This is a genomic window from Antrihabitans stalactiti, assembly GCF_012932915.1.
GTDB classification, from domain to species: Bacteria; Actinomycetota; Actinomycetes; order Mycobacteriales; family Mycobacteriaceae; genus Antrihabitans; species Antrihabitans stalactiti.
This window is the reverse complement of the sequence record NZ_VCQU01000009.1, coordinates 1-26,117: the sequence shown is the minus strand read 5'-3', so window position 1 is coordinate 26,117 and position 26,117 is coordinate 1. Positions and strand designations below refer to the sequence as shown.

The window sequence follows — 26,117 nt, the reverse complement described above, 5'->3', positions numbered from 1 at the left end:
CATTCGACACCGTCGTAGTCCTGCCGCCACCGGTGCGTTGGGCATCGTCCTGGTTCTGCTGGTCACGATGTCCGCGTTCTTCCTCGACTCCCTGCCGATCATCGGCGCAGGCACGAAGTACACGGCCGAGTTCAAGGAAGCCGCTGGGCTCAAGGTGGGCAACGAAGTTCGAGTCGCAGGCGTCAAGGTCGGCAAAGTCACCGATGTGCGTCTCGACGGAAACAAGGTGCTCGTCGATTTCAGGACCAAGGACACGTGGATCGGCAACGAGACCACAGCGTCCATCCAGATCAAGACGTTGCTCGGCCAGAAGTACCTCGGCCTCGATCCGCGCGGCACCGAGACTGCGGACCCGAGCTCGCGGATACCGCTCACGCGTACGACGTCGCCGTACGACGTCGTCGATGCGTTCAGCGATGCGGCGCGAACCTTGGACGACATCGACACCACAAAGCTGGCAACGAGCATGCAGGTGTTGACCGAGGCATTTGCGGGAACGCCACCGGAGATCCGCGGGTCGATCGACGGCGTGAAGCGACTGTCGGAGACGCTCGCCAAACGCGATCAGGAACTGCAGCGACTGTTCGCCGCGACCAAGACGACGACGAAGATCCTCGCCGACCGCAATGCCGAATTCGAGCGCCTGATCCAATCGGGCGGCGAGTTGCTGACCGAACTCAACTATCGGCAACAGGCAATTTCCCAGCTGCTGACCTCGACCCGCGCCTTGTCCTCGGAGCTCTCGGCGTTCGTCGCCGACAACGAGGCGCAGATCGGTCCGGCGCTGACCAACCTCGCTGGGGCCGTGGACATCCTGAACGCCAATCAGGCGAACCTCAGCAAGACTCTCGAATTGGCGAAGCCGTTCTACAACATCTACGCCAACGTCCTCGGCACCGGTCGCTGGTTCGACGCCATCATCGTCAACCTCACGCCACCAGGATTGCCCGACATTCCCGGCTATCGGGATCCGATCCGAACGATCGGGGGTAACTGATGACGGAACCGCAGACCACCGGCAAGCGTTCGCGTTGGGTGCCGATCGCTCTTGCGACGGTCGTCGCGCTCGTGCTGGCAGGCGGCGCCTGGTGGATCTTCCAGTGGGCGACGACGACGAAGATCACCGCGTACTTCGACAGCGGCGTCGGGATCTACGAAGGCTCCGATGTTCGTGTGCTCGGCGTGCCAGTCGGTGAAGTCGACTCCGTCGAGCCGATGGGCGACCAGGTCAAGGTCGTGATGACCATCGACCGCAAGTACGACATTCCGGCGGACGCCAGAGCAGCCGAGATCATTCCCTCGATCGTCGCGGACCGCTTCATCCAGCTCACCCCGGCGTATTCCGGTGGCGAGAAGATGGGCAGAACTGCCACCATCCCGCGCGACCGCACGGCAACTCCCGTCGAGGTCGATCGGCTCTACAAGAGCGTCACCGAGCTGTCGACCGCACTCGGCCCCAACGGTGCCAACAAGGACGGCGTGCTTTCGAAGCTCGTCGAAACGGGTGCCGCGAACCTGAGCGGAAACGGTCAAGCGCTGGGCGACAGCATCACCCAACTCTCGCGAGCGGCGCGCTATCTCTCCGACACTCGCGGCGACATTTTCGACACCATCAAAGCGCTGCAATCGTTCGTCACGATGCTGGCAGTCAACGACAACCAGGTTCGTACGTTCAATGCCCAGCTGGCCGATCTGAGCGGATTCCTGGCGGGTGAACGGCAGAATCTCGGGGAGGCGCTCAACCTGCTCTCCGTCGCGCTCGGCGATGTCGCGCGATTCATCAACGACAATCGCGCATTGATCGAAACCAACTCGAACAGTTTGGTCACGCTGACGCAGACCCTGGCCGACCAGCGCGACAACATCGCCAAGGCGTTGCCGGTGATGCCGGTGGCGCTGAGCAACCTGGTCAACGTGCACAACGCCGAATCCGGCACGCTCGATATGCGCGCGGACTTCCCGGACCTGCAGGAACCGTTCGGGGTGATCTGCAAGATGCTCGACCTCGGCAAGCTCAAGCCTGGCGATCCCAAATTCGAAGCGCTCGGTCGGCAGCTCCGACCGATTCTGGACAACTGCAAGACGATCACCGATCAGATCACCGCAGGCGTGAAGACTCCGACGCTGATTCTGCCGTTCGGCATTCTCAGCAACGACAACCAGCAGCAAGCTCCCGTTCCGGGCACCGTGCCGCCAATCCCGTCCCCTCGAGTTCCGGACGGCACCCGATGAAGCGCACTCGTCTCGCCGCACTCAGCGTCTGCGCGACCGCGCTGGTAGCAACGGCGTGCGGCTCGCAAGGTGTATACGACATCCCGCTGCCCGGTGGCGCCGACGTCGGCGACCATCCGATGAAGGTCGACATCCAGTTCGACGACGTCCTCGACCTCGTTCCGCAGTCTGCGGTCAAGTTGGACGGCGTCCCCGTCGGCCGAGTCGACAAGATCGCGACAGGTGGCGACGGCTGGATCGCGAGCGTGACCGTCCTGCTGAACGGGAACGTCGACGTGCCGAGCAATGCGGGCGCGGAAGTGCGGCAGTCGAATCTGCTCGGTGAGAAGTTCATCGAGCTGACGGTCCCGCTGGAGGACGCATCGTCGGAGAAACTGCACGACGGCTCCGTCATTCACATCGAAAACACCAGGCACGCAACGGATATCGAGCAAGTATTGGGCGCGTTGTCCTTGCTGCTCAACGGTGGCGGTGTCGCCCAGTTGCAGCCCATCATCACCGAGGTCAACAAGGCGGTCGGTGGGCGTGAGTCGAAATTGCGGTCGCTGCTGGAACAGGCGAACACCCTGGTGTCCGGCCTGGAAGAGCAGGTCGACGACATCACGCGTGCGCTCGACGGGCTCGACGTGCTGGCGAGCCGGGTCAGCGAGCAGACCGATCAGATCGGCAAGATCCTCGACGAGCTGCCCGAGGGCGTTCGGATTCTCGAAGAACAGCGTCCGCAATTGACCGCTATGTTGAGCCAGCTCGACCGCCTCGGTCAGGTCGGCTTCGACGTCATCAACACCTCGAAGAACGATCTGATCCGCGACCTGCGAGCGTTGCGCCCGACCCTGCAGGCTCTCGGCGAAGCAGCGCCTGATCTGGTGACGGCGTTCCCGCTCATCCCGACCTATCCGTTCCCGGATTCGGTACTCGAAAGCACCGCGGGCGGATACGTCAACACCTGGCTGTCGGTCGACCTGCAGATCGGCACGACCCTGAGCAACCTCGGCGTCGGCAAGCCCGACCCGGTGTACGTCGACCCAGTGGGTCCACCGGTTCCCGTCGATCCGACCAATCCGTACTACCACGGCAACGGTCCGCGCCCGGGGTGGCCGACCATCTCGCTTCTGCCGTTGGCGCCGAATGTCGTGCGGCCCGCGGTCGGCAACGTTCCCGCTCCTGGCCAGGATCCGTTCTCCGCGTTACTCGACCAGTTGGGGGTGGTGCCGCGATGAGGTCCAAACTCGTCAGGTATCAGCTCGTCGCGTTCGTCATCGTGGCAGTGCTCGGCGTCGTGTTCGTCGGCGGCAAGTACGTCCGCCTCGACAATCTGCTCGGGTTCGGTCAGTACGAGGTCACGGCCAAGTTCCCGCAGACCGGTGGGCTGTACCGCGATTCGGAAGTGACGTTCCTCGGTGTTCCGGTAGGCAGGGTTGGCGATATCTCGCTGACCGCCGACGGCGTGGCGGTATCGCTGATGCTCGACACCGGCGGGCCGGACATCCCGGCAGCCGTTCAAGCGTTCGTGGTGAACCGCTCCGCGATCGGCGAGCAGTACGTGGACCTGCGCTCGGACACCTCCGAAGGGCCCTTCCTGAAAGCCGGATCGGTCATCGAACCCAAGGACGAGAAGGAAGCACAGGCGTCGACGCCCGTCCCCGTCGAGGACCTGATCGCAAGCGTCGACACCCTTGCGCGGTCCGTACCGCTGGACAAGCTGCGCGAGATGGTCCACGAACTGGGCGTCGCGTTCAACGCAAAGGGTGACGATCTGCAGATCCTCGTCGACTCGCTGAACACCTTCACCGATTCCGCTCTCGAAGCGTTGCCGCAGACGTTGGCGCTGATTCACGACGGCCGGACCGTACTCGGGACGCAGGCCGACCAAGCCGACTCGATTCGGACCTTCAGCAACGGACTGCTGCTGCTGACCCAGCAACTGCGTGCGAGCGATCCCGACATCCGGACCCTCATCGACACCGGGCTGGCCGCGAGTGATCAGGCGGGCAGCCTGCTCGACGAGAGCGGTCCGGGGCTGACGCAGGACCTGACCAATCTGCACGACACACTGCGCACGATCGCGCCGACCAGCTTCGCGTTGCGACCGCTGCTTCAGCTTTTGCCCGCACTGTCCACCGGCGCCTCGGCGACGGCCCCAGGTGACGGTACGACGCATTTCGGGCTGGTCTTGGAGACCAACAACCCGCCGGCTTGCACAAAGGGCTACGAGGGCACTCAGGCGATCCTCGAGGAAATGAAGCGGCAGAACCCGAACTTCGACGACACGCGCGACGACTTTCCGTTCAACAAGGACGCGACCTGCACCGTGCCGTTCGGCAACCCCACGGATGTGCGTGGCGGTGAACGGGCAAAGTACGCCGACCCGGACGTGGTGCAACCGTGGGACAGCCGGCCGAAGGTCGACCCGGACAAGCTCAATCTCTCGCCCATCGCTATCCAGCTGGCGACGTTGATGGGGATCACTCCGAAGCGGTGAAATCGATCAACCTTCGTCGGCACGTATGGTGGGCGCGTGAAGCGCGGTAGCTTGTTGCCCGCAGCGACGGGGCTGGCGGCCTTGCTGGCGCTCATTGCCCTCGCTGCGGCCGGTTGGTTCGGATTCGGCTGGGCCCACGCGGCGTTTGTGGAGAAGCCGCGGGCCCATGCGCGCGAGGAAGCACTCGATGCGGCACAGAGTGCTGCGCTGAATATCAGCACCTTCGACCTGGCCGATCTCGACGCCAGCTTCCGGAACATCGAATCGTCGGTCACGGGCAAGCTCAAGGACGAGTACATCGCGAACAAGGAAGCGCTCAAGACAGCAATCACCGCCAATCAAGCGAGCCTCGCCGTCAAAGAGATCACCAACGTCTCGCTCATCGAACTGAACTCCGATGAAGAGACGGCGAAAGCGCTCGTCGTGCTGCACCAGTCGACGACGAGGGCGAACCAGCCTGCCCTCTTGGACCGCGTCACGATGACGATCCAGTTGGAGACCGTCGACGGTGTCTGGAAGGCCTCCGAAGCGACGCGGCTCGAAACGCTGCCGCTCGACGTGCCTGCGACGCCACAACCCACGCCAACGCCAACACCCGAGCCCCAACCGACCGAGCCAGGAGGCCGGTGATGGCACCGCCCAATCGTCGCGTGAACCGGTCGACTCCGCGTCGTCGTCCGAAGGTCGCGGGGGCCAACCGACCCGCAGTCGACAGGGTTGTCGACAACGGCGAGGACGCCCCGACGCCGAGCGTGCTGCTCCGCAAACCAGACAAGAAGTCGGAGCCGGCGCCGTCGCCGGCTCGAACTTTGCGTGACTGGCGGCTCACCGCGATTCTCGCGGGCGCCGCACTCGTCCTCGGTGTCTTCGCGTTGGTCGCCTACTTCAGGCCGGGCGCCGACGTGACCAACGAGGCCTTCGTCGACAACCCCGCGACCGAGCAGGTCAAGGCCGCGGCAGCGAATGCGATCGTCACTCTCGCCCAGTACAAATACGACAAGATCGACGACTGGCGCAACGCGGGCAGCCAGGTCTTCACGGACAAGATGAAGGACGAGTTCAACAAGACTGCCGATGCCACAAAGGACTTCGCGGTTCAGTCTCACACGAGCACGACCGCGCGTGTCGACGACGTGGGTGTCACGGCATTGGACGGCGACCGCGCCGAGGTGATCGTGTTCGTGGCCGTGAGCGTGGACCGCGACGGTGTCGCCGTGGAAAGCAGGCAAGGCCCGCAGGTCGTGCGGATGGAGAAGGTCGGCGACAAGTGGCTGCTCGCCGAAGTTGTTCCCAACTGAGTTGTGATGTGTTTCTGCTGAACAGATTGGGTAAAACGCCGCCAGAAGTCTTGACGGCGCGGTGTTGAAGCGTCACTCTAATGGCGAGAACATGCGAGAAATCGCGGGTCGTGCGGCTGTGCGTCGACGCTAGAGTTTGTTCGTCTGGCGGCTGGCAACCAGCGTCGTAGCCACACGGAACCCCAGCTCGGGTGTTACTTTTGCTGCGCCGCTCGACATGGCGCACCTTTGCGTGTAAGTTTGGACGTTGCGCTGGCTGCCTCCTGTCCACCTCTCGTACCTCTACTGCCGAAAGTGTCACTTCTCAGTGTCACTTCCTGGTTGTCGTGGGCGAGTTCCGTTCGGTAGTCACCAGCGACTCGCCCCACAGGAACAAGCAGGTACGAGCGATGGTCGCGTGATTACGCGGCCCGCGTGAGGTGCTGGAAGGACGCATCTTGGCAGTCTCTAGCCAGACCAAGGCCAATACCGGGATTCCCGGAGCCCCTAAGAGGGTTTCTTTCGCAAAGATTCGTGAGCCTTTGGAGGTACCAGGGCTCCTTGATCTCCAAACTGATTCGTTCGAGTGGTTGATCGGTGCGCCGGCGTGGCGTGAGCGTGCAGCAGCACGCGGCGATAACGCGCTTGCCGGTGGACTGGAGGAGATCCTCACCGAGCTGTCCCCGATCGAGGACTTCTCGGGCTCCATGTCGCTGTCGTTCTCGGACCCCCGCTTCGACGAAGTCAAAGCGTCGGTCGACGAGTGCAAAGACAAGGACATGACCTACGCGGCGCCGTTGTTCGTCACCGCGGAATTCATCAACAACAACACTGGTGAAATCAAGAGCCAGACGGTCTTCATGGGCGATTTCCCCATGATGACGTCGATGGGCACATTCATCATCAACGGCACCGAGCGTGTCGTGGTGTCGCAGCTCGTGCGTTCGCCCGGTGTGTATTTCGAGCACAACATCGACAAGGCGACCGAGAAGGACCTGCACGGTGTGAAGGTCATTCCGGGTCGCGGTGCGTGGCTCGAGTTCGACGTCGACAAGCGCGACACGGTCGGCGTTCGCATCGACCGCAAGCGTCGCCAGCCGGTCACAGTGCTGCTCAAGGCGCTGGGTTGGACGACCGAGCAGATCACCGAGCGGTTCAGCTTCTCCGAAATCATGATGGCCACGCTGGAGAAGGACAACACAGCCGGCACGGACGAGGCGCTGCTCGACATCTACCGCAAGCTGCGACCAGGCGAGCCCCCCACCAAGGAAAGCGCGCAGACCCTTCTGGAGAACTTGTTCTTCAAGGAGAAGCGTTACGACCTGGCTCGCGTCGGTCGATACAAGATCAACAAGAAGCTCGGTATCCACACGGGTGATCCGATCACCTCGTCGGTGCTGACCGAAGAAGACATCGTCGCCACCATCGAGTACCTCGTGCACTTGCATGCGGGCGATCAGACGATGACCGCTCCCGGCGGCATCGAGGTTCCGGTAGAGGTCGACGACATCGACCACTTCGGTAACCGTCGTCTGCGTACGGTCGGCGAGCTGATTCAGAACCAGATCCGCGTGGGCCTGTCCCGCATGGAGCGTGTGGTTCGCGAGCGGATGACGACTCAGGACGTCGAGGCGATCACGCCGCAGACCCTGATCAACATCCGTCCGGTCGTTGCCGCGATCAAGGAGTTCTTCGGAACTTCGCAGCTGTCGCAGTTCATGGACCAGAACAACCCGCTGTCGGGTCTTACCCACAAGCGCCGTCTTTCGGCGTTGGGCCCCGGCGGTCTGTCCCGTGAGCGTGCCGGCCTCGAGGTCCGCGACGTGCACCACAGCCACTACGGCCGTATGTGCCCGATCGAGACTCCTGAAGGTCCGAACATCGGCCTGATCGGTTCGCTGTCGGTGTACGCGCGGGTCAACCCGTTCGGCTTCATCGAGACGCCGTACCGCAAGGTCGTCAACGGTCAGGTCACCGAAGAGGTCCAGTACCTCACTGCCGACGAGGAAGATCGTCACGTCGTTGCTCAGGCGAACTCGCCGATCGACGCGGACAACTTCTTCACCGACGCGCGGGTCACCGTGCGACGCAAGGGTGGCGAGGTCGAGCTGGTCGCGTCTACTGACGTCGACTACATGGACGTCTCGCCGCGCCAGATGGTGTCGGTCGCAACCGCGATGATTCCGTTCCTCGAGCACGACGATGCCAACCGTGCCCTCATGGGTGCGAACATGCAGCGTCAGGCTGTTCCGCTGGTCCGTTCCGAGGCGCCGCTCGTCGGCACCGGCATGGAGCTGCGTGCGGCTGTCGATGCGGGCGACGTCGTCGTCACCGAGAAGAGCGGTGTGGTCGAAGAGGTTTCGGCCGATTACGTCACGGTGATGGCCGACGACGGCACTCGCAAGAGCTACCGGATGCGCAAGTTCGCCCGTTCCAACCAGGGCACCTGCGCGAACCAGCGGCCGATCGTCGACGAGGGTGACCGCGTCGAGACCGGTCAGGTCCTCGCCGACGGACCATGCACCGATCAGGGTGAAATGGCGCTCGGCAAGAACCTGCTCGTGGCGATCATGCCGTGGGAAGGCCACAACTACGAGGACGCGATCATCCTGTCGCAGCGCCTCGTGGAAGAGGACGTTCTCACCTCGATCCACATCGAAGAGCACGAGATCGATGCTCGCGACACCAAGCTCGGTGCCGAAGAGATCACTCGGGACATCCCGAACGTCTCCGACGAGGTCCTCGCAGACCTCGACGAGCGCGGCATCGTCCGCATCGGTGCCGAGGTTCGTGACGGCGACGTGCTGGTCGGAAAGGTCACGCCGAAGGGCGAGACCGAGCTGACCCCGGAGGAGCGCCTGCTGCGCGCGATCTTCGGTGAAAAGGCACGCGAGGTTCGCGACACGTCGCTCAAGGTGCCGCACGGCGAGTCCGGCAAGGTCATCGGCATCCGCGTCTTCAGCCGCGATGACGACGACGATCTGCCTCCCGGCGTCAACGAGCTCGTTCGCGTGTACGTCGCGCAGAAGCGCAAGATTCAGGACGGCGACAAGCTGGCCGGCCGCCACGGCAATAAGGGTGTCATCGGCAAGATCCTCCCCGCCGAAGACATGCCCTTCCTGCCTGACGGCACTCCGGTCGACATCATCCTGAACACCCACGGTGTGCCGCGTCGTATGAACATCGGTCAGATCTTGGAGACCCACCTCGGGTGGATCGGCAAGACCGGCTGGAACATCGACATCGCCAGCGACGGAACTCGGCCCGACTGGGCCGCGACGTTGCCCGAGGAGATGCTGTCTGCACCTGCGAACTCCAACATCGCGACGCCCGTGTTCGACGGTGCCCGCGAAGACGAGCTCACCGGTCTGCTCGAGTCGACCCTGCCGAACCGCGACGGCGACGTCATGGTCGGCAAGGACGGAAAGGCCACGTTGTTCGACGGCCGTTCCGGCGAGCCGTTCCCGTACCCGGTCTCGGTCGGCTACATGTACATCATCAAGCTGCACCACTTGGTCGACGACAAGATCCACGCTCGTTCGACCGGTCCGTACTCGATGATCACGCAGCAGCCTCTCGGTGGTAAGGCCCAGTTCGGTGGTCAGCGCTTCGGTGAGATGGAGTGCTGGGCGATGCAGGCTTATGGTGCGGCTTACACGCTGCAGGAGCTGCTCACCATCAAGTCGGACGATGTTGTCGGTCGCGTGAAGGTGTACGAGGCGATCGTCAAGGGCGAGAACATCCCGGAGCCTGGTATCCCCGAGTCGTTCAAGGTGCTCCTGAAGGAGCTGCAGTCGTTGTGCTTGAACGTGGAGGTGCTGTCGTCCGACGGTGCGGCCATCGAAATGCGTGACGGCGACGACGAGGACCTGGAACGCGCTGCCGCGAACCTGGGAATCAACTTGTCCCGCAACGAGTCCGCCACGGTCGACGACCTCGCGAACTAGCGAATGAATGTCGCATCCAGTCGGACAGATCGACTGGATGCGACATTCACACATCGAGAATTTTGCTCAACCTAAAACCCAAATGGGGAAAGGGAGTTACGTGCTAGACGTCAACTTCTTCGATGAACTCCGGATCGGTCTTGCTACCGCCGACGATATTCGTCAGTGGTCCTTCGGCGAGGTCAAGAAGCCGGAGACCATCAACTACCGCACGCTCAAGCCAGAGAAGGACGGCTTGTTCTGCGAGAAGATCTTCGGTCCCACCAGGGACTGGGAGTGCTACTGCGGCAAGTACAAGCGCGTGCGCTTCAAGGGCATCATTTGTGAGCGCTGTGGCGTCGAGGTCACTCGCGCCAAGGTGCGTCGTGAGCGGATGGGCCACATCGAACTGGCCGCACCGGTCACCCACATCTGGTACTTCAAGGGCGTTCCGTCGCGCTTGGGCTACCTGCTCGACTTGGCGCCGAAGGATCTCGAAAAGATCATCTACTTCGCCGCCTACGTCATCACGACGGTCGACGAAGAGCTGCGCCACAACGAGCTCTCCACTCTCGAAGCCGAGATGGAGGTCGAGAAGAAAGGCGTCGCCGATCAGCGTGACGCCGACCTCGAGGCCCGTGCCCAGAAGCTCGAAGCCGATTTGGCCGAGCTCGAAGCCGAAGGCGCCAAGTCCGACGTTCGCCGCAAGGTCAAGGACGGCGGCGAGCGCGAGATGCGTCAGCTCCGTGACCGCTCCCAGCGCGAGCTGGACCGGCTGGACGAGATCTGGACCACCTTCACCAAGTTGAGCCCGAAGCAGCTCATCGTCGACGAGGTGCTCTACCGCGAGCTCATCGACCGCTACGGCGAGTACTTCACCGGTGCGATGGGTGCAGAGTCGATCCAGAAGCTGATGCAGACCTTCGACATCAATGCCGAAGCCGAGTCGCTGCGCGAGACCATTCGCAGTGGCAAGGGGCAGAAGAAGCTGCGCGCGCTCAAGCGGCTCAAGGTTGTTGCGGCATTCCAGATGTCGGGCAACTCGCCGATGGGCATGGTCCTCGACGCCGTTCCGGTGATCCCGCCGGAGCTGCGCCCGATGGTTCAGCTCGACGGTGGCCGTTTCGCCACGTCCGACCTGAACGACCTGTACCGCCGCGTGATCAACCGCAACAACCGCCTCAAGCGACTGATCGACCTCGGTGCCCCCGAGATCATCGTCAACAACGAGAAGCGGATGCTGCAGGAGTCCGTCGACGCATTGTTCGACAACGGTCGTCGTGGACGTCCGGTCACCGGGCCGGGTAACCGCCCGCTGAAGTCGCTCTCCGACTTGCTCAAGGGCAAGCAGGGTCGATTCCGTCAGAACCTCCTCGGCAAGCGCGTCGACTACTCGGGCCGTTCGGTCATCGTCGTCGGTCCGCAGCTCAAGCTGCACCAGTGCGGTCTGCCGAAGCTGATGGCGCTCGAGCTGTTCAAGCCGTTCGTCATGAAGCGGCTCGTCGACCTGAACCATGCGCAGAACATCAAGTCTGCGAAGCGCATGGTCGAGCGTCAGCGTGCACAGGTGTGGGACGTCCTCGAAGAGGTCATCGCCGAGCACCCCGTGCTGCTGAACCGCGCACCTACCCTGCACCGCTTGGGTATTCAGGCATTCGAGCCACAACTGGTCGAAGGCAAGGCAATTCAGCTGCACCCGCTCGTCTGTGAGGCGTTCAACGCCGACTTCGACGGTGACCAGATGGCCGTGCACCTTCCGTTGTCCGCGGAGGCGCAGGCCGAGGCCCGCATCCTGATGCTGTCGTCCAACAACATCCTGTCGCCCGCGTCGGGTCGACCGCTCGCCATGCCGCGTCTGGACATGGTGACCGGCCTGTACCACCTGACCCGGCTCGAAGAGGGTGCCGTCGGCACTCGCACCGACACCGCGAAGGACGTGCCTGAGACCGGTGCGTACTCCTCGCCGGCCGAGGCACAGATGGCCGTCGATCGTGGCGCGCTGTCTGTTCGGGCAGCAATCCGAGTGCGGCTGACGCAGCAGCGTCCGTCGCGTGAGCTCGAAGCGCAGCTGTTCCCGGACGGCTGGAAGCGCGGCGACGCCTGGATCGCGGAAACGACGTTGGGTCGCGTGCTCTTCAACGAGCTGCTCCCGGCCGACTACCCGTTCGTCAACGAGCAGATGCCGAAGAAGCGTCAGGCGACGATCATCAACGATCTCGCCGAGCGCTACCCGATGATCGTCGTTGCGCAGACCGTCGACAAGCTCAAGGACGCTGGCTTCTACTGGGCCACGCGTTCGGGTGTCACGATCTCGATGTCCGACGTCCTGGTTCCGCCGGAGAAGCCCGCCATCATGGAGGCGTTCGAGGCGCAGGCCGACCAGATCGAGCGCAAGTATCAGCGCGGTGCTCTGAACCACACGGAGCGCAACAGCGCGTTGGTCAAGATCTGGACCGAGGCTACCGACGAGGTCGGTAAGGCCATGGAGGCCCACTACCCGGACGACAACCCGATCCCGATCATCGTGAAGTCCGGCGCCGCCGGAAACATGACGCAGGTCCGTTCGCTGGCCGGCATGAAGGGTCTGGTGACGAACCCGAAGGGTGAGTTCATCCCGCGTCCGATCAAGTCTTCCTTCAAGGAAGGCCTGACCGTGCTGGAGTACTTCATCAACACCCACGGTGCTCGTAAGGGTCTGGCAGACACCGCGCTTCGTACCGCCGACTCGGGCTACCTGACCCGTCGTCTGGTGGACGTGTCGCAGGACGTCATCGTGCGCGAGCACGACTGTGGCACCGAGCGCGGCATCACGACGCACATCGCCGAGAAGCAGCTCGACGGTTCGCTGGTTCGTGACGCACACGTCGAGACCAGCACGTACGCACGTACGTTGGCCTCCGACGCGGTCGATGCGAGCGGAAACATCATCATCAACCGTGGCGCCGACCTCGGCGACCCGGCGATCGATGCGTTGCTCGCTGCCGGCATCACGCAGGTCAAGGTCCGTTCGGTGCTCACCTGCACCACCGGCACCGGCGTCTGCGCAACGTGCTACGGCCGCTCGATGGCTACCGGCAAGCTGGTGGACATCGGCGAGGCGGTCGGTATCGTCGCTGCGCAGTCCATCGGTGAGCCCGGCACGCAGCTGACCATGCGTACCTTCCACCAGGGTGGTGTTGCAGGCGAGGACATCACCGGCGGTCTGCCGCGTGTCCAGGAACTGTTCGAGGCACGTGTGCCGAAGGGCAAGGCTCCGATCGCCGACGTCACCGGCCGAGTTCGGCTCGAGGACGACGACCGCTTCTACAAGATCACCATCATCCCGGATGACGGTGGTGAGGAAGTCGTCTACGACAAGCTCAGCAAGCGTCAACGTCTGCGCGTCTTCAAGCACGACGACGGCACCGAGCGCCTGCTGTCCGACGGTGACCATGTCGAGGTCGGCCAGCAGTTGCTGGAAGGCTCGGCGGATCCGCACGAGGTCCTGCGCGTGATGGGTCCCCGTCAGGTGCAGATCCACCTCGTCAACGAGGTCCAGGAGGTGTACCGCAGCCAGGGTGTGTCGATCCACGACAAGCACATCGAGGTCATCGTGCGCCAGATGCTGCGTCGCGTGACGATCATCGACTCGGGTTCGACGGAGTTCCTGCCCGGTTCGCTCACCGAGCGTGCCGAGTTCGAGTCCAGCAACCGTCGAGTCGTTGCCGAAGGTGGCGAGCCTGCTGCCGGACGTCCGGTGCTGATGGGTATCACGAAGGCGTCGCTCGCGACGGACTCGTGGCTCTCGGCAGCGTCGTTCCAGGAGACCACTCGCGTGCTGACGGATGCGGCGATCAACTGCCGCTCCGACAAGCTGATCGGTCTGAAGGAAAACGTGATCATCGGAAAGCTGATCCCTGCTGGTACCGGTATCAACCGCTACCGCAACATCACGGTTCAGCCGACCGAAGAGGCCCGCGCAGCTGCATACGCGGTCCCGTCCTACGACGACCAGTACTACTCCCCGGACGGCTTCGGCTCCGGGACCGGTGCTGCGGTTCCTTTGGACGACTACGGTTTCTCGGACTACCGCTAGTCAACGCAACTCGGCCCCCGCATCCCTTCGGATGCGGGGGCCGAGTGCTGTCCGGACCCCGTGCGCGCGTCTCACCCCCTGAGGGGTAAAAATCGCGCACAGTCCGGGTTCGCCTTTTGTTGGTAACTATTTTCATTTAGCACCGCCTGTGCGTAGGCTCGCTATTGGAAACCGTTATCGAAAGTAGGTACTCCCGTGGCCGTCCCCAAGCGTCGTATGTCTCGGTCCAACACTCGTCATCGCCGGTCCCAGTGGAAGGCGACGCCTCCCGACCTGGTGAAAGTGAGGATCGACGGTGTGGCGCACCGAGTTCCGCGCAGGCTGGTCCGCGCTGCCCAACTCGGACTTCTCGACTTGACTGTCTAAGACTGTGCGCGAGTTTTACCCCTGGAAGGGTAAGACTCGCGCACGGTTGTAGGGCCTAGTGCTCGCTGTCGAGCGTCGCCATCTGCGCGACCGCGTAGCGTTCACCCGCGACCGCGTCGGCAGGGGCGGCAGCCTCGATCACCGCAAGGTCCTCGGGTGTCAATTCCAATGCGAGAGCGGCGGTGGCTTCGGCCCAGCGTTCGCGGCGTCGCGCGCCGATGACAGGGATGATATCGGTGCCGCGGGACAGCACCCAGGCGATGGCCAACTGCGCAACGCTGACGTCGTGCTGGCTGGCGACCTGGGCCAATGCCTCGACCAGTTGCAAGTTGCGGGTCAGATTCTCGCCTTGGAAGCGGGGGCTATGGGCGCGGAAGTCGTTGGCGGCGAATGCTTTACCGTCACGCATAGAGTCGCTCAACAAACCGCGTGACAGCACGCCGTACGCCGTGACCGCGACGCCGAGTTCGCGGGCGGTCGGCAGAATGTCGGCTTCGATGCCACGCGAAATCAGCGAGTACTCGATCTGCAGGTCCGCGATCGGCGCGACCGCAGTCGCCCGGCGAAGCGTGTCTGCGCCAATCTCCGACAACCCGATATGGCGGACGTAGCCCGCCTCCACCATTTCGGCGATCGCGCCGACCGTCTCTTCGATCGGGACCGCTGGGTCCAGGCGTGCAGGCCGGTAGATGTCGATGTAGTCGACGTCGAGGCGTTGCAGCGAGTAGGTCAAAAAGTTGCGGACCGCATCAGGGCGGGTATCGACGCCGCCCCACCCGCCGCCCGGACTGCGCATTCCGCCGAACTTGACGCTCAGCACCACGTCTTCGCGGGCGCGGTCGGCGATGGCCTTGGCGATCAGCATCTCGTTGTGGCCCGCGCCGTAGAAGTCGCCGGTGTCGATGATGTTGGCGCCGGAGTCGAGCGCGGCGTGGATTGTGGCTATGGATTCGGCGTCGTCGGAAGCGCCGTACATCCCCGACATTCCCATGGCGCCGAGGCCAATGCGGCTGACTGTCGGACCAGTCGATCCGAGCTGAACTTTCTCGATCTGTGTTGTCGTCATGACTCAACCTTGCGCCTGCTGGTCGGAGTTCGGCAGAGATGGTCGATCGGGGGATCGGCAATCCCTGGCTAACAGTGACCGCGGTGCGAGACAGTGGAGCGATGGACCGAACCGAGCTCGCCGACTTTCTGCGTCGCCGTCGCGCCCAGCTCGTCCCCTCCGATGTGGGGCTTGCACCGGGCGTGCGTCGGCGCACGCCCGGCCTACGTCGCGACGAAGTCGCGTTGCTGGCCGGGATGTCGACCGACTACTACACGCGCCTCGAACAAGCACGCGGACCGCACCCGTCGACGCAGGTCCTCGCGGCGTTGGCCCGGGCACTCCGCCTCACGGACGACGAGCGCGACCATCTCTACCATTTGGTCGGCGATCCGGCGCCGACTCGAGCGGGCGGCGACAAACACGTCGGACCTGGCCTCCTGCATTTGCTGACCAAGCTCGACGACACGCCGGCTTGCGTGATCTCCGACCTCGGCGAGGTCCTCGTACAGAACAGGATGCACACGATTCTGTTGGGGGACAACGCAGATCGGGCCGGCCTCGACCGGTACTACGCCTGGCGGTGGTTCACCGATCCGGCCGCGCGAGAGCGCTTCCCGGCCGAGGACTGGGACCGCTTGGGCCGCAAGCACGTCGCGGACCTGCGCGCCACAGCCGCTCGACGCTCGGGCGATGCCGACGTGACGGAGCTGATCGGGTCGTTGCGTGGCGGGAGCGAGGAATTCGAGCGGTTGTGGGACGAGCATCAGGTCGCGGTGCGGGTGAGCGACCAGAAGCGCATCCTGCATCCCGAGGTCGGGCTCATCGACATCAACTGCGAAACGCTGCTCACCCCGTCGACCACCCAGCACCTGCTCGTCTACTTCCCCCGGCCCGGGACCGACGCGCAGGCGAAACTCGACCTCCTGCGCGTGATCGGGACACAAGCGTTGAGCGGAAAACCCCGCTGACTGCTCGTGAGTCTTTTTGGAGTCCAGGGACTCCTAAAAGACTCACGAGGGTGGGCCGACCGGGACACAAGCGTGGAGCGCCAAATCCCAGTAATCTGACTCTCATGGCTAAAGAAATCGATCGGATCCGCGCACGGTCGGCGATCGAAACGATTCGCGAGAGCCCAGTGATTCTGCTGGTCGCGCTGTTGCCGGTCGCTGCGGTGTTCGGCTTGGTGTGGTGGCTTGTCGGGCTGCCGACGGCGATCGTCGGGTTGCTGATCGGCGCTGTCGTCGTGGTGGTCGGCGGCAAGTTCCTCAAATAGCGTCTCAGTCGCCGATCCGCGCGCCTGTGGCCGGGTGGAACAGGTGGATCGTGGCTCCCTCGCGCACGGTCATGGTCGCGGTCTCAGCGAGCTTGGCGGGCGAACGGGTGGCTGAGCGCGCGACGAACGTGACCGGTGCGGAGTCGAGTCCGGTGATGGCCGGGCCGGAATTCCGTGCGTAGACGTAGGATTCGCTGCCGAGCTCTTCGATCAGCTCGACGACCACGCCGAAGCCTGCACCGTCCCTGCGTAATTCGAGCTGTTCAGGCCGCACTCCGACGGTGACGGTCTCGAGTCCCGCCGCTGCGATCTGGTTCATGGACTCCCGGGGCAGCGGCACCGTGGTGCCCGCGATGTTGACTCCGCCGGATACAACCGGCGTGACGAACAGGTTCATCGCAGGGGAACCGATGAATCCGGCGACGAACGCGTTGACCGGGCGGTCGTAGAGTTCGGTCGGTGAACTGAACTGCTGCAGCTGGCCGAACTTCAGGACAGCCACGCGGTCGCCCATCGTCATGGCCTCGACCTGATCGTGCGTGACGTAGACGGTTGTGGTGCCTAATCGTCGTTGCAGAGCGGCGATCTGGGTGCGCGTCTGCACACGGAGCTTGGCGTCGAGGTTGCTCAACGGTTCGTCCATGCAGAACACCTGGGGTTCGCGAACGATGGCCCGCCCCATCGCAACTCGTTGCCGCTGACCGCCGGACAGCTTGCCGGGCTTGCGGTCCAAGTACTCGGTCAGGTCCAGGACCTTCGCCGCTTCGGCGACCTTTCGCTTGCGCTCCTCGACCGGCACCCCGCGCATTTTGAGGGCGAAGCCCATGTTCTCGCCGACCGTCTTGTTCGGGTACAGCGCGTAGTTCTGGAACACCATTGCGATGTCACGGTCTTTCGACGGGACGCCGGCCATGTCCTTGCCGTTGATCGAGATGTTGCCGCCGTCGATGTCTTCCAGGCCGGCGAGCATGCGCAGGGCTGTGCTCTTCCCCGAGCCGGAAGGGCCTACGAGAACGACGAATTCACCGTCTTCGATGTCGAGGCTCAGCGAATCGACCGCGAGCTTGTCTGCGCCCTCGTATACGCACGAGGCTTCTTTGTACGAAATCTCAGCCATTGTGATGCTCCTATGTCTATTTGAAAGCTTCTATTTGATAGCGCCGAAAGAGAGACCGCGGACGAGCTTGTTCTGTGCGAACCAGCCGGCGAGCACCACGGGCAGGGCGGTGAGCACAGCGGCAGCGGACAACTGTGCCCAGTACAGGCCCTGGCCCGTGATGAAGCCGACCAGAAATACCGGAATCGTCTGTGCCTGAACGGCTGTCAGGTTCACTGCGAAGAAGAATTCGTTCCAGGAAAAGATGATGCAGATCAAAGCCGTCGCAGAGATGCCGGGTGACACGAGAGGCAAGATGACCTCTCGAACCGCGGTCCACAAGCTGGCGCCGTCCATGCTTGCCGCTTCGAGTAGTTCGCCGGGAACTTCGAGGAAGAACGACCGCATCATCCACACCGCGATCGGCAGGTTCATTGCGGTGTAGAGGATTACCAGAGTCCAGACGTTGTCGAGCATGCCGATGTCGCCGACGATGACGTAAAGCGGAATGATCGCTGCGACGACGGGAAGCATCTTCGTGCTGATGAAGAAGAACAACGCGTCCTTTGTCTTTCGGACCGGACGCAGCGACAACGCGAACGCCGCGGGAACTCCGAGGAGCAGCACCAGCAGTGTCGAAATCCCCGTTGCGAAAGCCGAATTCAGCAGTGTCGTTCCGATTCCGCTGTCGAGGACCGCGCGGAACTGATCGAGGGTCGGAGTGAAGACGACCGTCGGGGGATCGGTGTAGGCGTCGCTCTCCTGCTTGAAGGCGGTGATCACCATCCACAGCACCGGGAAGAAGAAGCCGATGCCGATCACCCACGCGATGACGGACCAGATCGAGTCGCGGCCCCAACGCTTCTTGTGTTTGACGATGTTCGTGGCGGTCTGCGTAGGCCGTGCTGTCACATCGGTACTCATCAGGCTGCCTCCTCGGTTCCGCTGAAGCTCTTGAAGATCAGGCGCAGCGCCAGGGTCGAAATGATGATCGTTGCCACTACTGTGACGACGCCCATCGCGGCCGCTTGGCCTATGTCGAAGCCGAGGAACGCGCGTTGATAGATGTAGTAGGGCAGGTTGGAACTCGCCACACCCGGACCGCCGGAGGTCATCATGTACACGGCGTCGAAGGTGTTGACGAGGTAGACGGCTCCGAGAACCGCGCCGAGTTCGATGAACCGCCGCAAGTGCGGAAGGGTGAGTTCTCGGAAGAGGGCAAACGAACCTGCGCCGTCGACCCGGGCCGCTTCCAGGATGTCGCGTGGCATCGATTGCAGGCCGGCGAGAATCAGCAGCATCATGAACGGCGTCCACTGCCACACCAAGTCGGCCATCACTGCTGGCAGGGGGTACTTGCTGATCCAATCGACCTGACCGACGCCGAACGGCTTCAAGACGAAGTTGATCAGACCGAAGACGGGGTCGAACATCGTCGTCTTCCAAATCAACGCCGCGGCAACGGGAGTCACGAGGAACGGGGTGATCAACAGTGTCCGCACGATGCCGCGACCGAGGAACTTGCGGTCCAGCAGCAACGCGAGCAATAGCCCGAGGAACACCGAGATGATGACGGTCCCGACGATCATGATGACCGTGTTGAGCGCGACCGACCGGAACTGGCTGTCCTTGAAAACGTCGACGTAGTTGTTGAGTCCGTTGAACTTCTGCGAACCCGGGCGCACCAGGTTCCACGACTGCGTCGAGTAGTACAGGGTGAAGACGAACGGAATCTGGGTGACGACGATCATGAAGATCAGCGCGGGGAGGAGCGGTCCGCGCCGGCGCCAGCCTTCAGCACGGGAGATGTGCTGGCGCTTCGACTTCAGCACCGCGGCTTTTCTCGATTCGGGCGTCGACGGGGGCGCCACTTCTGCTACCGATTGGGACATGGCTACCCAGCCTCCTGATATGTCTTGCCGACCACTTCGGCGTATTGCTGTGCTTGTGCCAATGCGTCGTGCACGCTGATCCGTCCCGCGACGGCGGCGCTGATCTGCTGACTGACCCGGGTGCCGAGATCCTGGAACTCGGGGATCGTCAGGAACTGAATTCCGGTGTATGGCACCGGTTGAACGGTCGGATGGTCGGGATCAGCCTTTTCCATGGCAGACAAGGTCGGTGGTCCGTACGCGGCGGACGCGGCCTTGTATTCAGGAATCTCGTAGGTCGAGAGCCGGCTACCAGGTGGAACGCGCTCCCAGCCGAGCTGGGTGCCGACCATCTTCAGGTATTCCTTGCTGGTCATCCAAGACACGAATTTCCAGGCAGCGTCCGGCCTTTCGCTGGTCTTCGGAATACCGAGCGACCATGAGTAGAGCCAGCCGTTGTCACCCTTTTCCGCGGACGGTGCTGGCGCATAACCGATCTTGCCGACGACCTTGCTCGCAGACGGATCCTCCAGCACAGAGACCGCGGCGGTGGAGTCGTACCACATCGCGGTGTTGCCCTGCGAAAGTTGAGTCGCGCATTCGCTGAATCCGCTTGTCGCAGCCCCTGGTTCACCATGGCTGCGGACCAAGTCGACGTAGAACTGCACGGCCTTCTCGGTTTCCGGGCTGTTGAGTTGCGCGTTCCACTTCTCGTCGAACCAGCGACCACCGAAAGCGTTGATGACTGTGTCGAGTGGGGCGAGAACTTCACCCCAGCCCGGCTTGCCGCGTAGGCAGATACCCGAAATATCGCCAGGGTTATCGAGTTTCGCTGCGAATCCCGCAACCTCTTCCCAGGTCGGTTTCGCAGGCATCGTCAGGCCGGCTTGTTCGAGGAGGTCCTTGCGATACATGAGGAACGAGGACTCGCCGTAAAACGGAACTGAGTACATGCTGCCTTCGTACGACAGTGACTTCTGCAGGGACGGAATGAAATCCGTCTCGTCGTAGCCGGGAGTCTTCTTGGCGTAGTCGGAAAGGTTTGTCAGCCAGCCGTTCTTGGCCCATTGCGGTGTCTCATAGTTGCTGATCATCACCACGTCGAACTCGCCGCCGCCCGTCGCGACCGACGCCGTAATCTTTGCGCGGGCCTCGTTTTCCGACAGCGACACGAATTTCAGCTTGATGTCGGGGTTTTCGCGCTCGAACTCCTTGGAGAGCTTGATCGCGTCCTGCATCTGGGAGTTGGAAATGATCGCGATCGTGACGGCGTCGCCGCCCCCACCGGTGAACGACCCGGCGCCGGCGCACCCTCCGATCGCCATAGCTGTCGTGACCGCCATCGTGGCGGCAACGATCTTCGAACGAATGCTCATCGGGCCGATTCCTCCTTCTGTTCCAGCAGCCACCGTGCGCACTCGACGTCGGTGACCAAGACGGTCGCCAGACCTCCATTGAGTGCGCCGAGGATGGCCTCGTGCTTGAGTTCTCCGCCGCAAACGAGCACCGTCGACGGGCAGGCCCGGACGGAGCCGAGCGGCGTGGAGACGGTCCGGGCGGGCAGTGAACCGCCGACGTCGGTGCCGTCCAATTGGTAGAAGCGCCCACCGATTTCACCGACTGCGCCGAGTTCGTGCAGTTCGTCGAGAATGGTGTTGTCGATGTAGCTGCCTTCGAACAGTGTCGTGTTCGTCGACACAGGACCGACGCCGAACATCATCACGTCGGCATTGCGTCCTACTTCGAGAGCTCGTCCGATGTTCGAATCCTGTTCCAGTGCAGTGACTGTCGGGGGATCGGCGAACAGCGGCGCATGCAGGCGCAGTGGGGTCGCCTGCAACTGTGTCGCGCAGGTGCCGAGGATGTAATCGACGCCGGTCTGGTAATCGGCAGTCGTCATCGATCCGTCGAGTTGCACGACATTTGCGCACCGCGCGGACCGCGGACCGAGGGCCCGCGCCACCGCGACAGTCTCAGGGCCCCAGGTGAATCCGAGCGTATCGTCGGCCTGCAAACGGCGGCTGAGCACACTCACCGCGGCCCGACCGAGCGGGTGATAACCGGTCGCGGATCCATCGGGTACATCGCCGATCACGACCGCCTCGGTAAGACCGAAGGCGCGCTCGAGATCGCGTTCCAGATCGGTGTGGATCGCGGCAAGCAGATCGTTGGGGACGCTGATTTCGATTCGTACAAGACCCTGGGCCCGAGCGCGGGCGATCAATCGTCCGGCAGTCGGCCGGGAGACGCCGAGTTTGGCGGCGATCTCGGCTTGGGTGGCCCCCTCGAGGTGATACAGCGTCGCGGCGCGAAGCGCGAGCCGCACATCTTCGGATGCGGCGGGGCGGGGTGGATCGGTAGTCACACGCACTCCTCGTCGAGCGGGCCAGCTGCGTGAGCAATTGCTCAGGCTATGAACGGCTGCTCAAACAAGTTAGCATCGTAGTGTGACGCACACAACACTCGAAACGAAGTCGATGCTGGCGAGCGTGCTCGTCGAGCCAGGTCAGGTCGAGGTGCGACGGCGGCCGGTCCCGCAGCCCGCGCGCGACGATGTGCTGGTCGAGGTCAGCGTCGTCGGCGTCTGCGGCTCGGATGCGCACTACTTCCGGCACGGGCGCATCGGCGAATACGTCGTGACCGCACCGATCGTCCTGGGGCACGAAGCCGCGGGGCGCATCGTGGCAGTCGGCGACGACGTGCCGAAAAGCCGAATCGGCGAGCGAGTGTCCATCGAACCGCAGCGGCCCGATCCGGCCAGTTCGGAGACTCGGCGCGGCCTGTACAACCTCTGCCCGCACCTGCAGTTCTATGCCACCCCGCCCGTCGACGGCGCCTTGTGCGAGTTCGTCACGATCCAGTCCGCATTTGCCCACGCTGTGCCGGACGGCATGAGCGACGATTCCGCCGCGCTGCTCGAGCCGCTTTCGGTGGGGATCGCCGCGGTCCGCAAGGCAGGTATCGAAGCGGGCGCGCACGTGCTGATCGCGGGGGCCGGTCCGGTCGGGCTGGTGACCGCCGCCGTCGCGCGTGCGTTCGGCGCCACCCGCATCGTCATGTCCGATCCCGATCCCGCGCGCCGTGCTCGCGCAACGGAATTCGGTGCCACCGAGACGATCGATCCCACGACGGACTCGGTCCGCGAACTGGCGGTCGACTCGTTCATCGATGCCTCCGGTGCGCCGCGGGCCGTCGTCGACGGCATGTTCGCGGTTCGTCCGGCAGGCACAGTCGTCCTCGTCGGAATGGGGGCCGACGAGGTGAGTCTGCCGTTGTCGCTCCTGCAGAACCGAGAACTCGTGCTGCAGGGTGTCTTTCGCTATGCCAACACGTGGCCGCTCGCGATCGAACTCGCCACGTCGGGCGCGGTCGATCTCGACTCCATGGTGACTGCCCGATTCGGGCTGGAAGAAGTAGCGAAAGCGCTGGAAGCGGACCGTATCCCTGGAAACATCAAGGCAGTCGTCGACGTGCGGCGGGGAGGACAATCATGACGAAACTACGAGCTGACACGGTCGGGCAGTTCGCCGATGTCGTATCCGTTCCGACCTACGATCGTGCCGGAATCGGCGTCGGGATAGTGCATTTCGGGGTCGGCGGGTTTCACCGCGCACACCAGGCTATGTACCTGGACCGGCTGTTGGAACGTGGCGAAGCGCGCGAATGGGGCATTTGCGGCGTCGGTGTGCTCCCGTCGGACAAGCGGATGCGCGATGTCATGCGTGACCAGGATTGTCTGTACACGCTGTCGATCACCAATCCAGATGGGACCTGGGAGACAAGGGTTGTCGGGTCGATCGTCGAGTACCTCTATGCGCCGGACGACCCCGAAGCGGTGATCGAGAAGCTTGCCGACCCGCGGACTCGCATCGCGTCGTTGACCATCACCGAGGGCGGCTACAACTTCTCGCCTGACTCCGACGGGTACGACACGACGTCTGCCTTCGGACTCATTGTGGAGGCGTTGGCTCGACGCCGAGATCGCGGACTGGTGCCGTTCACGATCATGTCCTGCGACAACATCGAAGGCAACGGGCACATGGCGCAGGCGACGTTCACAGCCTTCGCGCGGCTTCGAGATCCCGACCTCGCAGAGTGGATCGACTCCGAGGGTGCGTTCCCCAATTCGATGGTCGACCGCATCACGCCCGCGACGACTGCGGACACCACTGTGGAGGTGGCACAACGCTATTCGATCGACGATGCCTGGCCCGTCGTCACCGAGCCGTTCACCCAATGGGTTCTCGAAGACCACTTCACGGCCGGCCGTCCGGCGTACGAAAAGGTCGGTGTCCAGGTCGTCGACGACGTCGCGCCCTACGAATTGATGAAGCTGCGTCTGCTCAATGCCAGCCATCAAGCGATGTGCTACCTCGGCTATCTCAGTGGCTACCGGTTGGTCCACGAGGTCGCCCGCGATCCTGATTTCGCCCGATTCTTGTTGCGCTACATGAATACCGAAGCGACGCCGACACTGCGACCGGTGCCCGGCGTCGACCTCGACGAGTACAAACACACACTCATCGAGCGCTTCTCCAACCCTGCGATTCGCGACACGGTCGCGAGGCTCTGTGCCGAGTCGTCGGACCGAATCCCGAAGTGGCTCTTGCCAGTTGTACGGCATCAATTGTCGACCGGTGGCGAAATGTCGTGCGCCGCGACCGTGATCGCAAGCTGGGCGCGATATGCCGAAGGCGTCGATGAGCAGGGCAACGAGATCGAGATCGTCGACCCGCTGCGTGATCGGCTCGTCCCGTTGGCGCGCAAGCAACGCCAAGATCCGACGGCATTCCTGACCGACCGAGAGGTGTTCGGTGACCTCATCGACCAGCCTGTATTCGTCGACTCGTACGTGCAGGCGCTCGCGTCTCTGCACGAAAACGGCGCCGCGGCGACAGTTGCGGCATTAAGGCAGTAGCGGTGAGCCGTCCGTGAGATCGCGGACCTCGCTGTAGCGTTCGCGAATGTCCGGCGTCGGATCGGCCTCGTAAGTTTTTGTCGCAGAACGATTCCACTGCGGTGGCGCGTCCTGGCCGGTCAGCGCCCACGCCGCTTGGCGGGCTGCGCCGTCGGCCACGTATTCGCCCGGTTCGGGAACCCCCACCGGCATACCGAAGATCGCTGGCGCGAGTTCGCGGACCGCTCGGGACCGGGCACCGCCGCCGACCAGCAGGACTCGCTCGGTCCGGACGCCTTGGGCGCGAAGCCGGTCGATGCCGTCGGCCAATCCGCACAACAAGCCCTCGACGGCGGCGCGGGCGAAGTGTGCGGGCGTGCTGTTGCCGAGCCGCAAACCGTGGACCGCGCCGGTGGCGGCGGGCCGGTTCGGGGTGCGCTCGCCGCTCAGATAGGGGACCAGCACAAGTCCGTCGCTGGTCGAAGACAGCGCCAGGTCGGCGAGACGGTCGAGGTCCACGCCGAGTAGTCGCGCGGTCGCGTCGAGCACCGGAGCGCCGTTGAGCGTGCAGACCAATGGCAATTGGCGACCCGTTGCGTCAGCGAATGCGGCAACCTCGCCGGACGAGTCGTTCGCGACGACCGTGCTGGCCGACGACACCACACCGGACGTTCCGATCGAGACGATGACGTCACCCTCGCGGGCGTCGAGCGCGAGGGCGGCCGCCGCATTGTCGCCCGTGCCTGGTCCGAGAATTGCGCCGCCGGCGTGAGTGCCGACGACCTCGTTGGGCGAGGCGACGCGGGGGAGCAACGGTTGCCGTGCGCCGAAGGCGAGCGCGAGCAATTCTGGTTTGTATTCGTTGGTCGCTGCGGCGAAATACCCTGTGCCGCTGGCATCGCCGCGGTCGGTGGCGATCACGTCGATCGACGTGGCGCCTGCGAGTTGCCACGTCAACCAGTCGTGCGGGAGGCACACTGCCGCTGTCCGATCGGCGTTGCCAGGCTCGTTGTCGGCAAGCCAGCGCAGCTTGGCGACTGTGATGGCCGCAAGCGGAACCACGCCGACCGCCTGTGCCCATTGCTGTGCGCCACCCAACTCCCGGACCAGCTCATCGGCGGCCGCTGCGGACCGAATGTCGTTCCACAACAAGGCTGGTCGCACGACGGCGCCTTTGTCGTCGAGGCAGATCATGCCGTGCTGCTGTGCGCCGACCGACACCGCCGCAACATCGGCGAGCCCGCCCGCGTCGTCGACCGCGCGTTCCAGCGCGGACCGCCAGTGCGCTGGATCGACCTCGGTGCCCGCCGGATGCGATGCGCGGCCTTGTCGGATCAGGGCGCCGGTTGCCGCATCGCGAACGACGACCTTGCACGACTGCGTCGACGAATCCACTCCTGCAACGAGAGCCATCCTTCGAGACTAGGCGTGACCAGCTCGTGAGTCTTTTAGGGCTCTACTGACGTAACCGTGGGTGGTTGTGTCGCATATGGGTGCGCACGCCGTTGTCCCAGTAGCGTTCTGGCTTGTCTAAGGTCGGTCGGCTACTTGTGCGGGGTACGGCGTGCGCGAAT

General features: G+C 63.6%; 20 protein-coding genes. 13 read left to right on the top strand and 7 right to left on the bottom strand.

The window, feature by feature from the left end; genetic code table 11:
* Position 1: 1 nt before the first annotated feature.
* From FGL95_RS23005 to rpmF, 9 genes are all read left to right on the top strand, one after another.
* Complete coding sequence (locus tag FGL95_RS23005) at positions 2-997, top strand: MCE family protein (protein WP_169591956.1); 996 nt, start codon at positions 2-4, stop codon at positions 995-997.
* Positions 997-2,232 carry an MCE family protein gene (locus FGL95_RS23000; protein WP_169591263.1) on the top strand — a complete coding sequence of 412 codons (1,236 nt, stop codon included), beginning with the start codon at positions 997-999 and terminating at the stop codon, positions 2,230-2,232. Before FGL95_RS23005 ends, FGL95_RS23000 begins: the two co-directional genes overlap by 1 nt.
* Positions 2,229-3,452 carry an MCE family protein gene (locus FGL95_RS22995; RefSeq protein WP_169591260.1) on the top strand — a complete coding sequence of 408 codons (1,224 nt, stop codon included), beginning with the start codon at positions 2,229-2,231 and terminating at the stop codon, positions 3,450-3,452. The genes FGL95_RS23000 and FGL95_RS22995 overlap by 4 nt, the downstream gene beginning before the upstream one ends.
* Positions 3,449-4,714: an MlaD family protein gene (locus tag FGL95_RS22990; RefSeq protein ID WP_169591257.1), complete on the top strand. Its 1,266-nt coding sequence runs from the start codon at positions 3,449-3,451 to the stop codon at positions 4,712-4,714. The genes FGL95_RS22995 and FGL95_RS22990 overlap by 4 nt, the downstream gene beginning before the upstream one ends.
* Before the next feature lie 36 nt (positions 4,715-4,750).
* Positions 4,751-5,344, top strand: coding sequence for a mammalian cell entry protein (locus tag FGL95_RS22985; protein WP_169591254.1), 594 nt, complete (start codon positions 4,751-4,753; stop codon positions 5,342-5,344).
* Complete coding sequence (locus FGL95_RS22980; protein WP_169591251.1) at positions 5,344-6,012, top strand: hypothetical protein; 669 nt, start codon at positions 5,344-5,346, stop codon at positions 6,010-6,012. The genes FGL95_RS22985 and FGL95_RS22980 overlap by 1 nt, the downstream gene beginning before the upstream one ends.
* A 419-nt stretch (positions 6,013-6,431) precedes the next feature.
* Complete coding sequence (rpoB, locus tag FGL95_RS22975; protein ID WP_169591249.1) at positions 6,432-9,938, top strand: DNA-directed RNA polymerase subunit beta; 3,507 nt, start codon at positions 6,432-6,434, stop codon at positions 9,936-9,938.
* 100 nt (positions 9,939-10,038) lie between these two features.
* Complete coding sequence (locus tag FGL95_RS22970) at positions 10,039-13,992, top strand: DNA-directed RNA polymerase subunit beta' (protein WP_169591246.1); 3,954 nt, start codon at positions 10,039-10,041, stop codon at positions 13,990-13,992.
* A 195-nt stretch (positions 13,993-14,187) separates the two neighbouring features.
* Entirely contained in the window at positions 14,188-14,358 is a 171-nt protein-coding gene (rpmF, locus tag FGL95_RS22965; RefSeq protein WP_169591243.1) for a 50S ribosomal protein L32, read from the top strand.
* 55 nt (positions 14,359-14,413) lie between these two features.
* On the opposite strand, the gene FGL95_RS22960 is transcribed toward rpmF, so the two are convergent.
* Positions 14,414-15,424, bottom strand: a complete 1,011-nt coding sequence (locus tag FGL95_RS22960) for an aldo/keto reductase (protein WP_169591241.1) — start codon at positions 15,422-15,424, stop codon at positions 14,414-14,416.
* 101 nt (positions 15,425-15,525) lie between these two features.
* Between FGL95_RS22960 and FGL95_RS22955 the strand changes: the two genes are divergently transcribed.
* Both FGL95_RS22955 and FGL95_RS22950 read left to right on the top strand, forming a co-directional pair.
* Positions 15,526-16,374 carry a helix-turn-helix transcriptional regulator gene (locus tag FGL95_RS22955; protein ID WP_169591238.1) on the top strand — a complete coding sequence of 283 codons (849 nt, stop codon included), beginning with the start codon at positions 15,526-15,528 and terminating at the stop codon, positions 16,372-16,374.
* A gap of 104 nt (positions 16,375-16,478) precedes the next feature.
* A complete protein-coding gene (locus FGL95_RS22950; RefSeq protein WP_169591236.1) occupies positions 16,479-16,679 on the top strand; it encodes a hypothetical protein in 201 nt (66 codons plus the stop codon).
* Positions 16,680-16,683: 4 nt separating this feature from the next.
* On the opposite strand, the gene FGL95_RS22945 is transcribed toward FGL95_RS22950, so the two are convergent.
* The 5 genes from FGL95_RS22945 to FGL95_RS22925 are packed head-to-tail and all read right to left on the bottom strand — an operon-like array spanning position 16,684 to position 22,011.
* Positions 16,684-17,796, bottom strand: coding sequence for an ABC transporter ATP-binding protein (locus tag FGL95_RS22945; RefSeq protein WP_169591234.1), 1,113 nt, complete (start codon positions 17,794-17,796; stop codon positions 16,684-16,686).
* A gap of 30 nt (positions 17,797-17,826) precedes the next feature.
* On the bottom strand, positions 17,827-18,699 hold the full coding sequence (locus FGL95_RS22940) for a carbohydrate ABC transporter permease (RefSeq protein ID WP_169591232.1): 873 nt from the start codon (positions 18,697-18,699) through the stop codon (positions 17,827-17,829).
* Positions 18,699-19,667, bottom strand: coding sequence for a carbohydrate ABC transporter permease (locus FGL95_RS22935; protein WP_169591230.1), 969 nt, complete (start codon positions 19,665-19,667; stop codon positions 18,699-18,701). Before FGL95_RS22935 ends, FGL95_RS22940 begins: the two co-directional genes overlap by 1 nt.
* Before the next feature lie 2 nt (positions 19,668-19,669).
* A complete protein-coding gene (locus FGL95_RS22930; protein WP_169591228.1) occupies positions 19,670-21,022 on the bottom strand; it encodes an ABC transporter substrate-binding protein in 1,353 nt (450 codons plus the stop codon).
* A complete protein-coding gene (locus FGL95_RS22925) occupies positions 21,019-22,011 on the bottom strand; it encodes a sugar-binding transcriptional regulator (protein WP_338079982.1) in 993 nt (330 codons plus the stop codon). Before FGL95_RS22925 ends, FGL95_RS22930 begins: the two co-directional genes overlap by 4 nt.
* Before the next feature lie 112 nt (positions 22,012-22,123).
* Between FGL95_RS22925 and FGL95_RS22920 the strand changes: the two genes are divergently transcribed.
* A complete protein-coding gene (locus FGL95_RS22920; protein ID WP_169591953.1) occupies positions 22,124-23,140 on the top strand; it encodes an NAD(P)-dependent alcohol dehydrogenase in 1,017 nt (338 codons plus the stop codon).
* Positions 23,137-24,564, top strand: a complete 1,428-nt coding sequence (locus tag FGL95_RS22915; protein ID WP_169591223.1) for a mannitol dehydrogenase family protein — start codon at positions 23,137-23,139, stop codon at positions 24,562-24,564. The genes FGL95_RS22920 and FGL95_RS22915 overlap by 4 nt, the downstream gene beginning before the upstream one ends.
* On the opposite strand, the gene FGL95_RS22910 is transcribed toward FGL95_RS22915, so the two are convergent.
* Complete coding sequence (locus FGL95_RS22910) at positions 24,553-25,956, bottom strand: xylulokinase (protein WP_169591220.1); 1,404 nt, start codon at positions 25,954-25,956, stop codon at positions 24,553-24,555. The genes FGL95_RS22915 and FGL95_RS22910 overlap by 12 nt on opposite strands.
* Positions 25,957-26,117: the final 161 nt, after the last annotated feature.

Bases quoted from the DNA above. Each gene is read 5' to 3' on its own strand.
- FGL95_RS23000 (WP_169591263.1), top strand. From the start codon at position 997: ATGACGGAACCGCAGACCACCGGCAAGCGTTCGCGTTGGGTGCCGATC.
- FGL95_RS22960 (WP_169591241.1), bottom strand. From the start codon at position 15,424: ATGACGACAACACAGATCGAGAAAGTTCAGCTCGGATCGACTGGTCCG.
- FGL95_RS22930 (WP_169591228.1), bottom strand. From the start codon at position 21,022: ATGAGCATTCGTTCGAAGATCGTTGCCGCCACGATGGCGGTCACGACA.
- FGL95_RS22990 (WP_169591257.1), top strand. From the start codon at position 3,449: ATGAGGTCCAAACTCGTCAGGTATCAGCTCGTCGCGTTCGTCATCGTG.
- FGL95_RS22945 (WP_169591234.1), bottom strand. From the start codon at position 17,796: ATGGCTGAGATTTCGTACAAAGAAGCCTCGTGCGTATACGAGGGCGCA.
- FGL95_RS22940 (WP_169591232.1), bottom strand. From the start codon at position 18,699: ATGAGTACCGATGTGACAGCACGGCCTACGCAGACCGCCACGAACATC.
- FGL95_RS22920 (WP_169591953.1), top strand. From the start codon at position 22,124: ATGCTGGCGAGCGTGCTCGTCGAGCCAGGTCAGGTCGAGGTGCGACGG.
- FGL95_RS22995 (WP_169591260.1), top strand. From the start codon at position 2,229: ATGAAGCGCACTCGTCTCGCCGCACTCAGCGTCTGCGCGACCGCGCTG.
- FGL95_RS22915 (WP_169591223.1), top strand. From the start codon at position 23,137: ATGACGAAACTACGAGCTGACACGGTCGGGCAGTTCGCCGATGTCGTA.
- FGL95_RS22980 (WP_169591251.1), top strand. From the start codon at position 5,344: ATGGCACCGCCCAATCGTCGCGTGAACCGGTCGACTCCGCGTCGTCGT.
- FGL95_RS22910 (WP_169591220.1), bottom strand. From the start codon at position 25,956: ATGGCTCTCGTTGCAGGAGTGGATTCGTCGACGCAGTCGTGCAAGGTC.
- FGL95_RS22950 (WP_169591236.1), top strand. From the start codon at position 16,479: ATGGCTAAAGAAATCGATCGGATCCGCGCACGGTCGGCGATCGAAACG.
- FGL95_RS22935 (WP_169591230.1), bottom strand. From the start codon at position 19,667: ATGTCCCAATCGGTAGCAGAAGTGGCGCCCCCGTCGACGCCCGAATCG.
- FGL95_RS22955 (WP_169591238.1), top strand. From the start codon at position 15,526: ATGGACCGAACCGAGCTCGCCGACTTTCTGCGTCGCCGTCGCGCCCAG.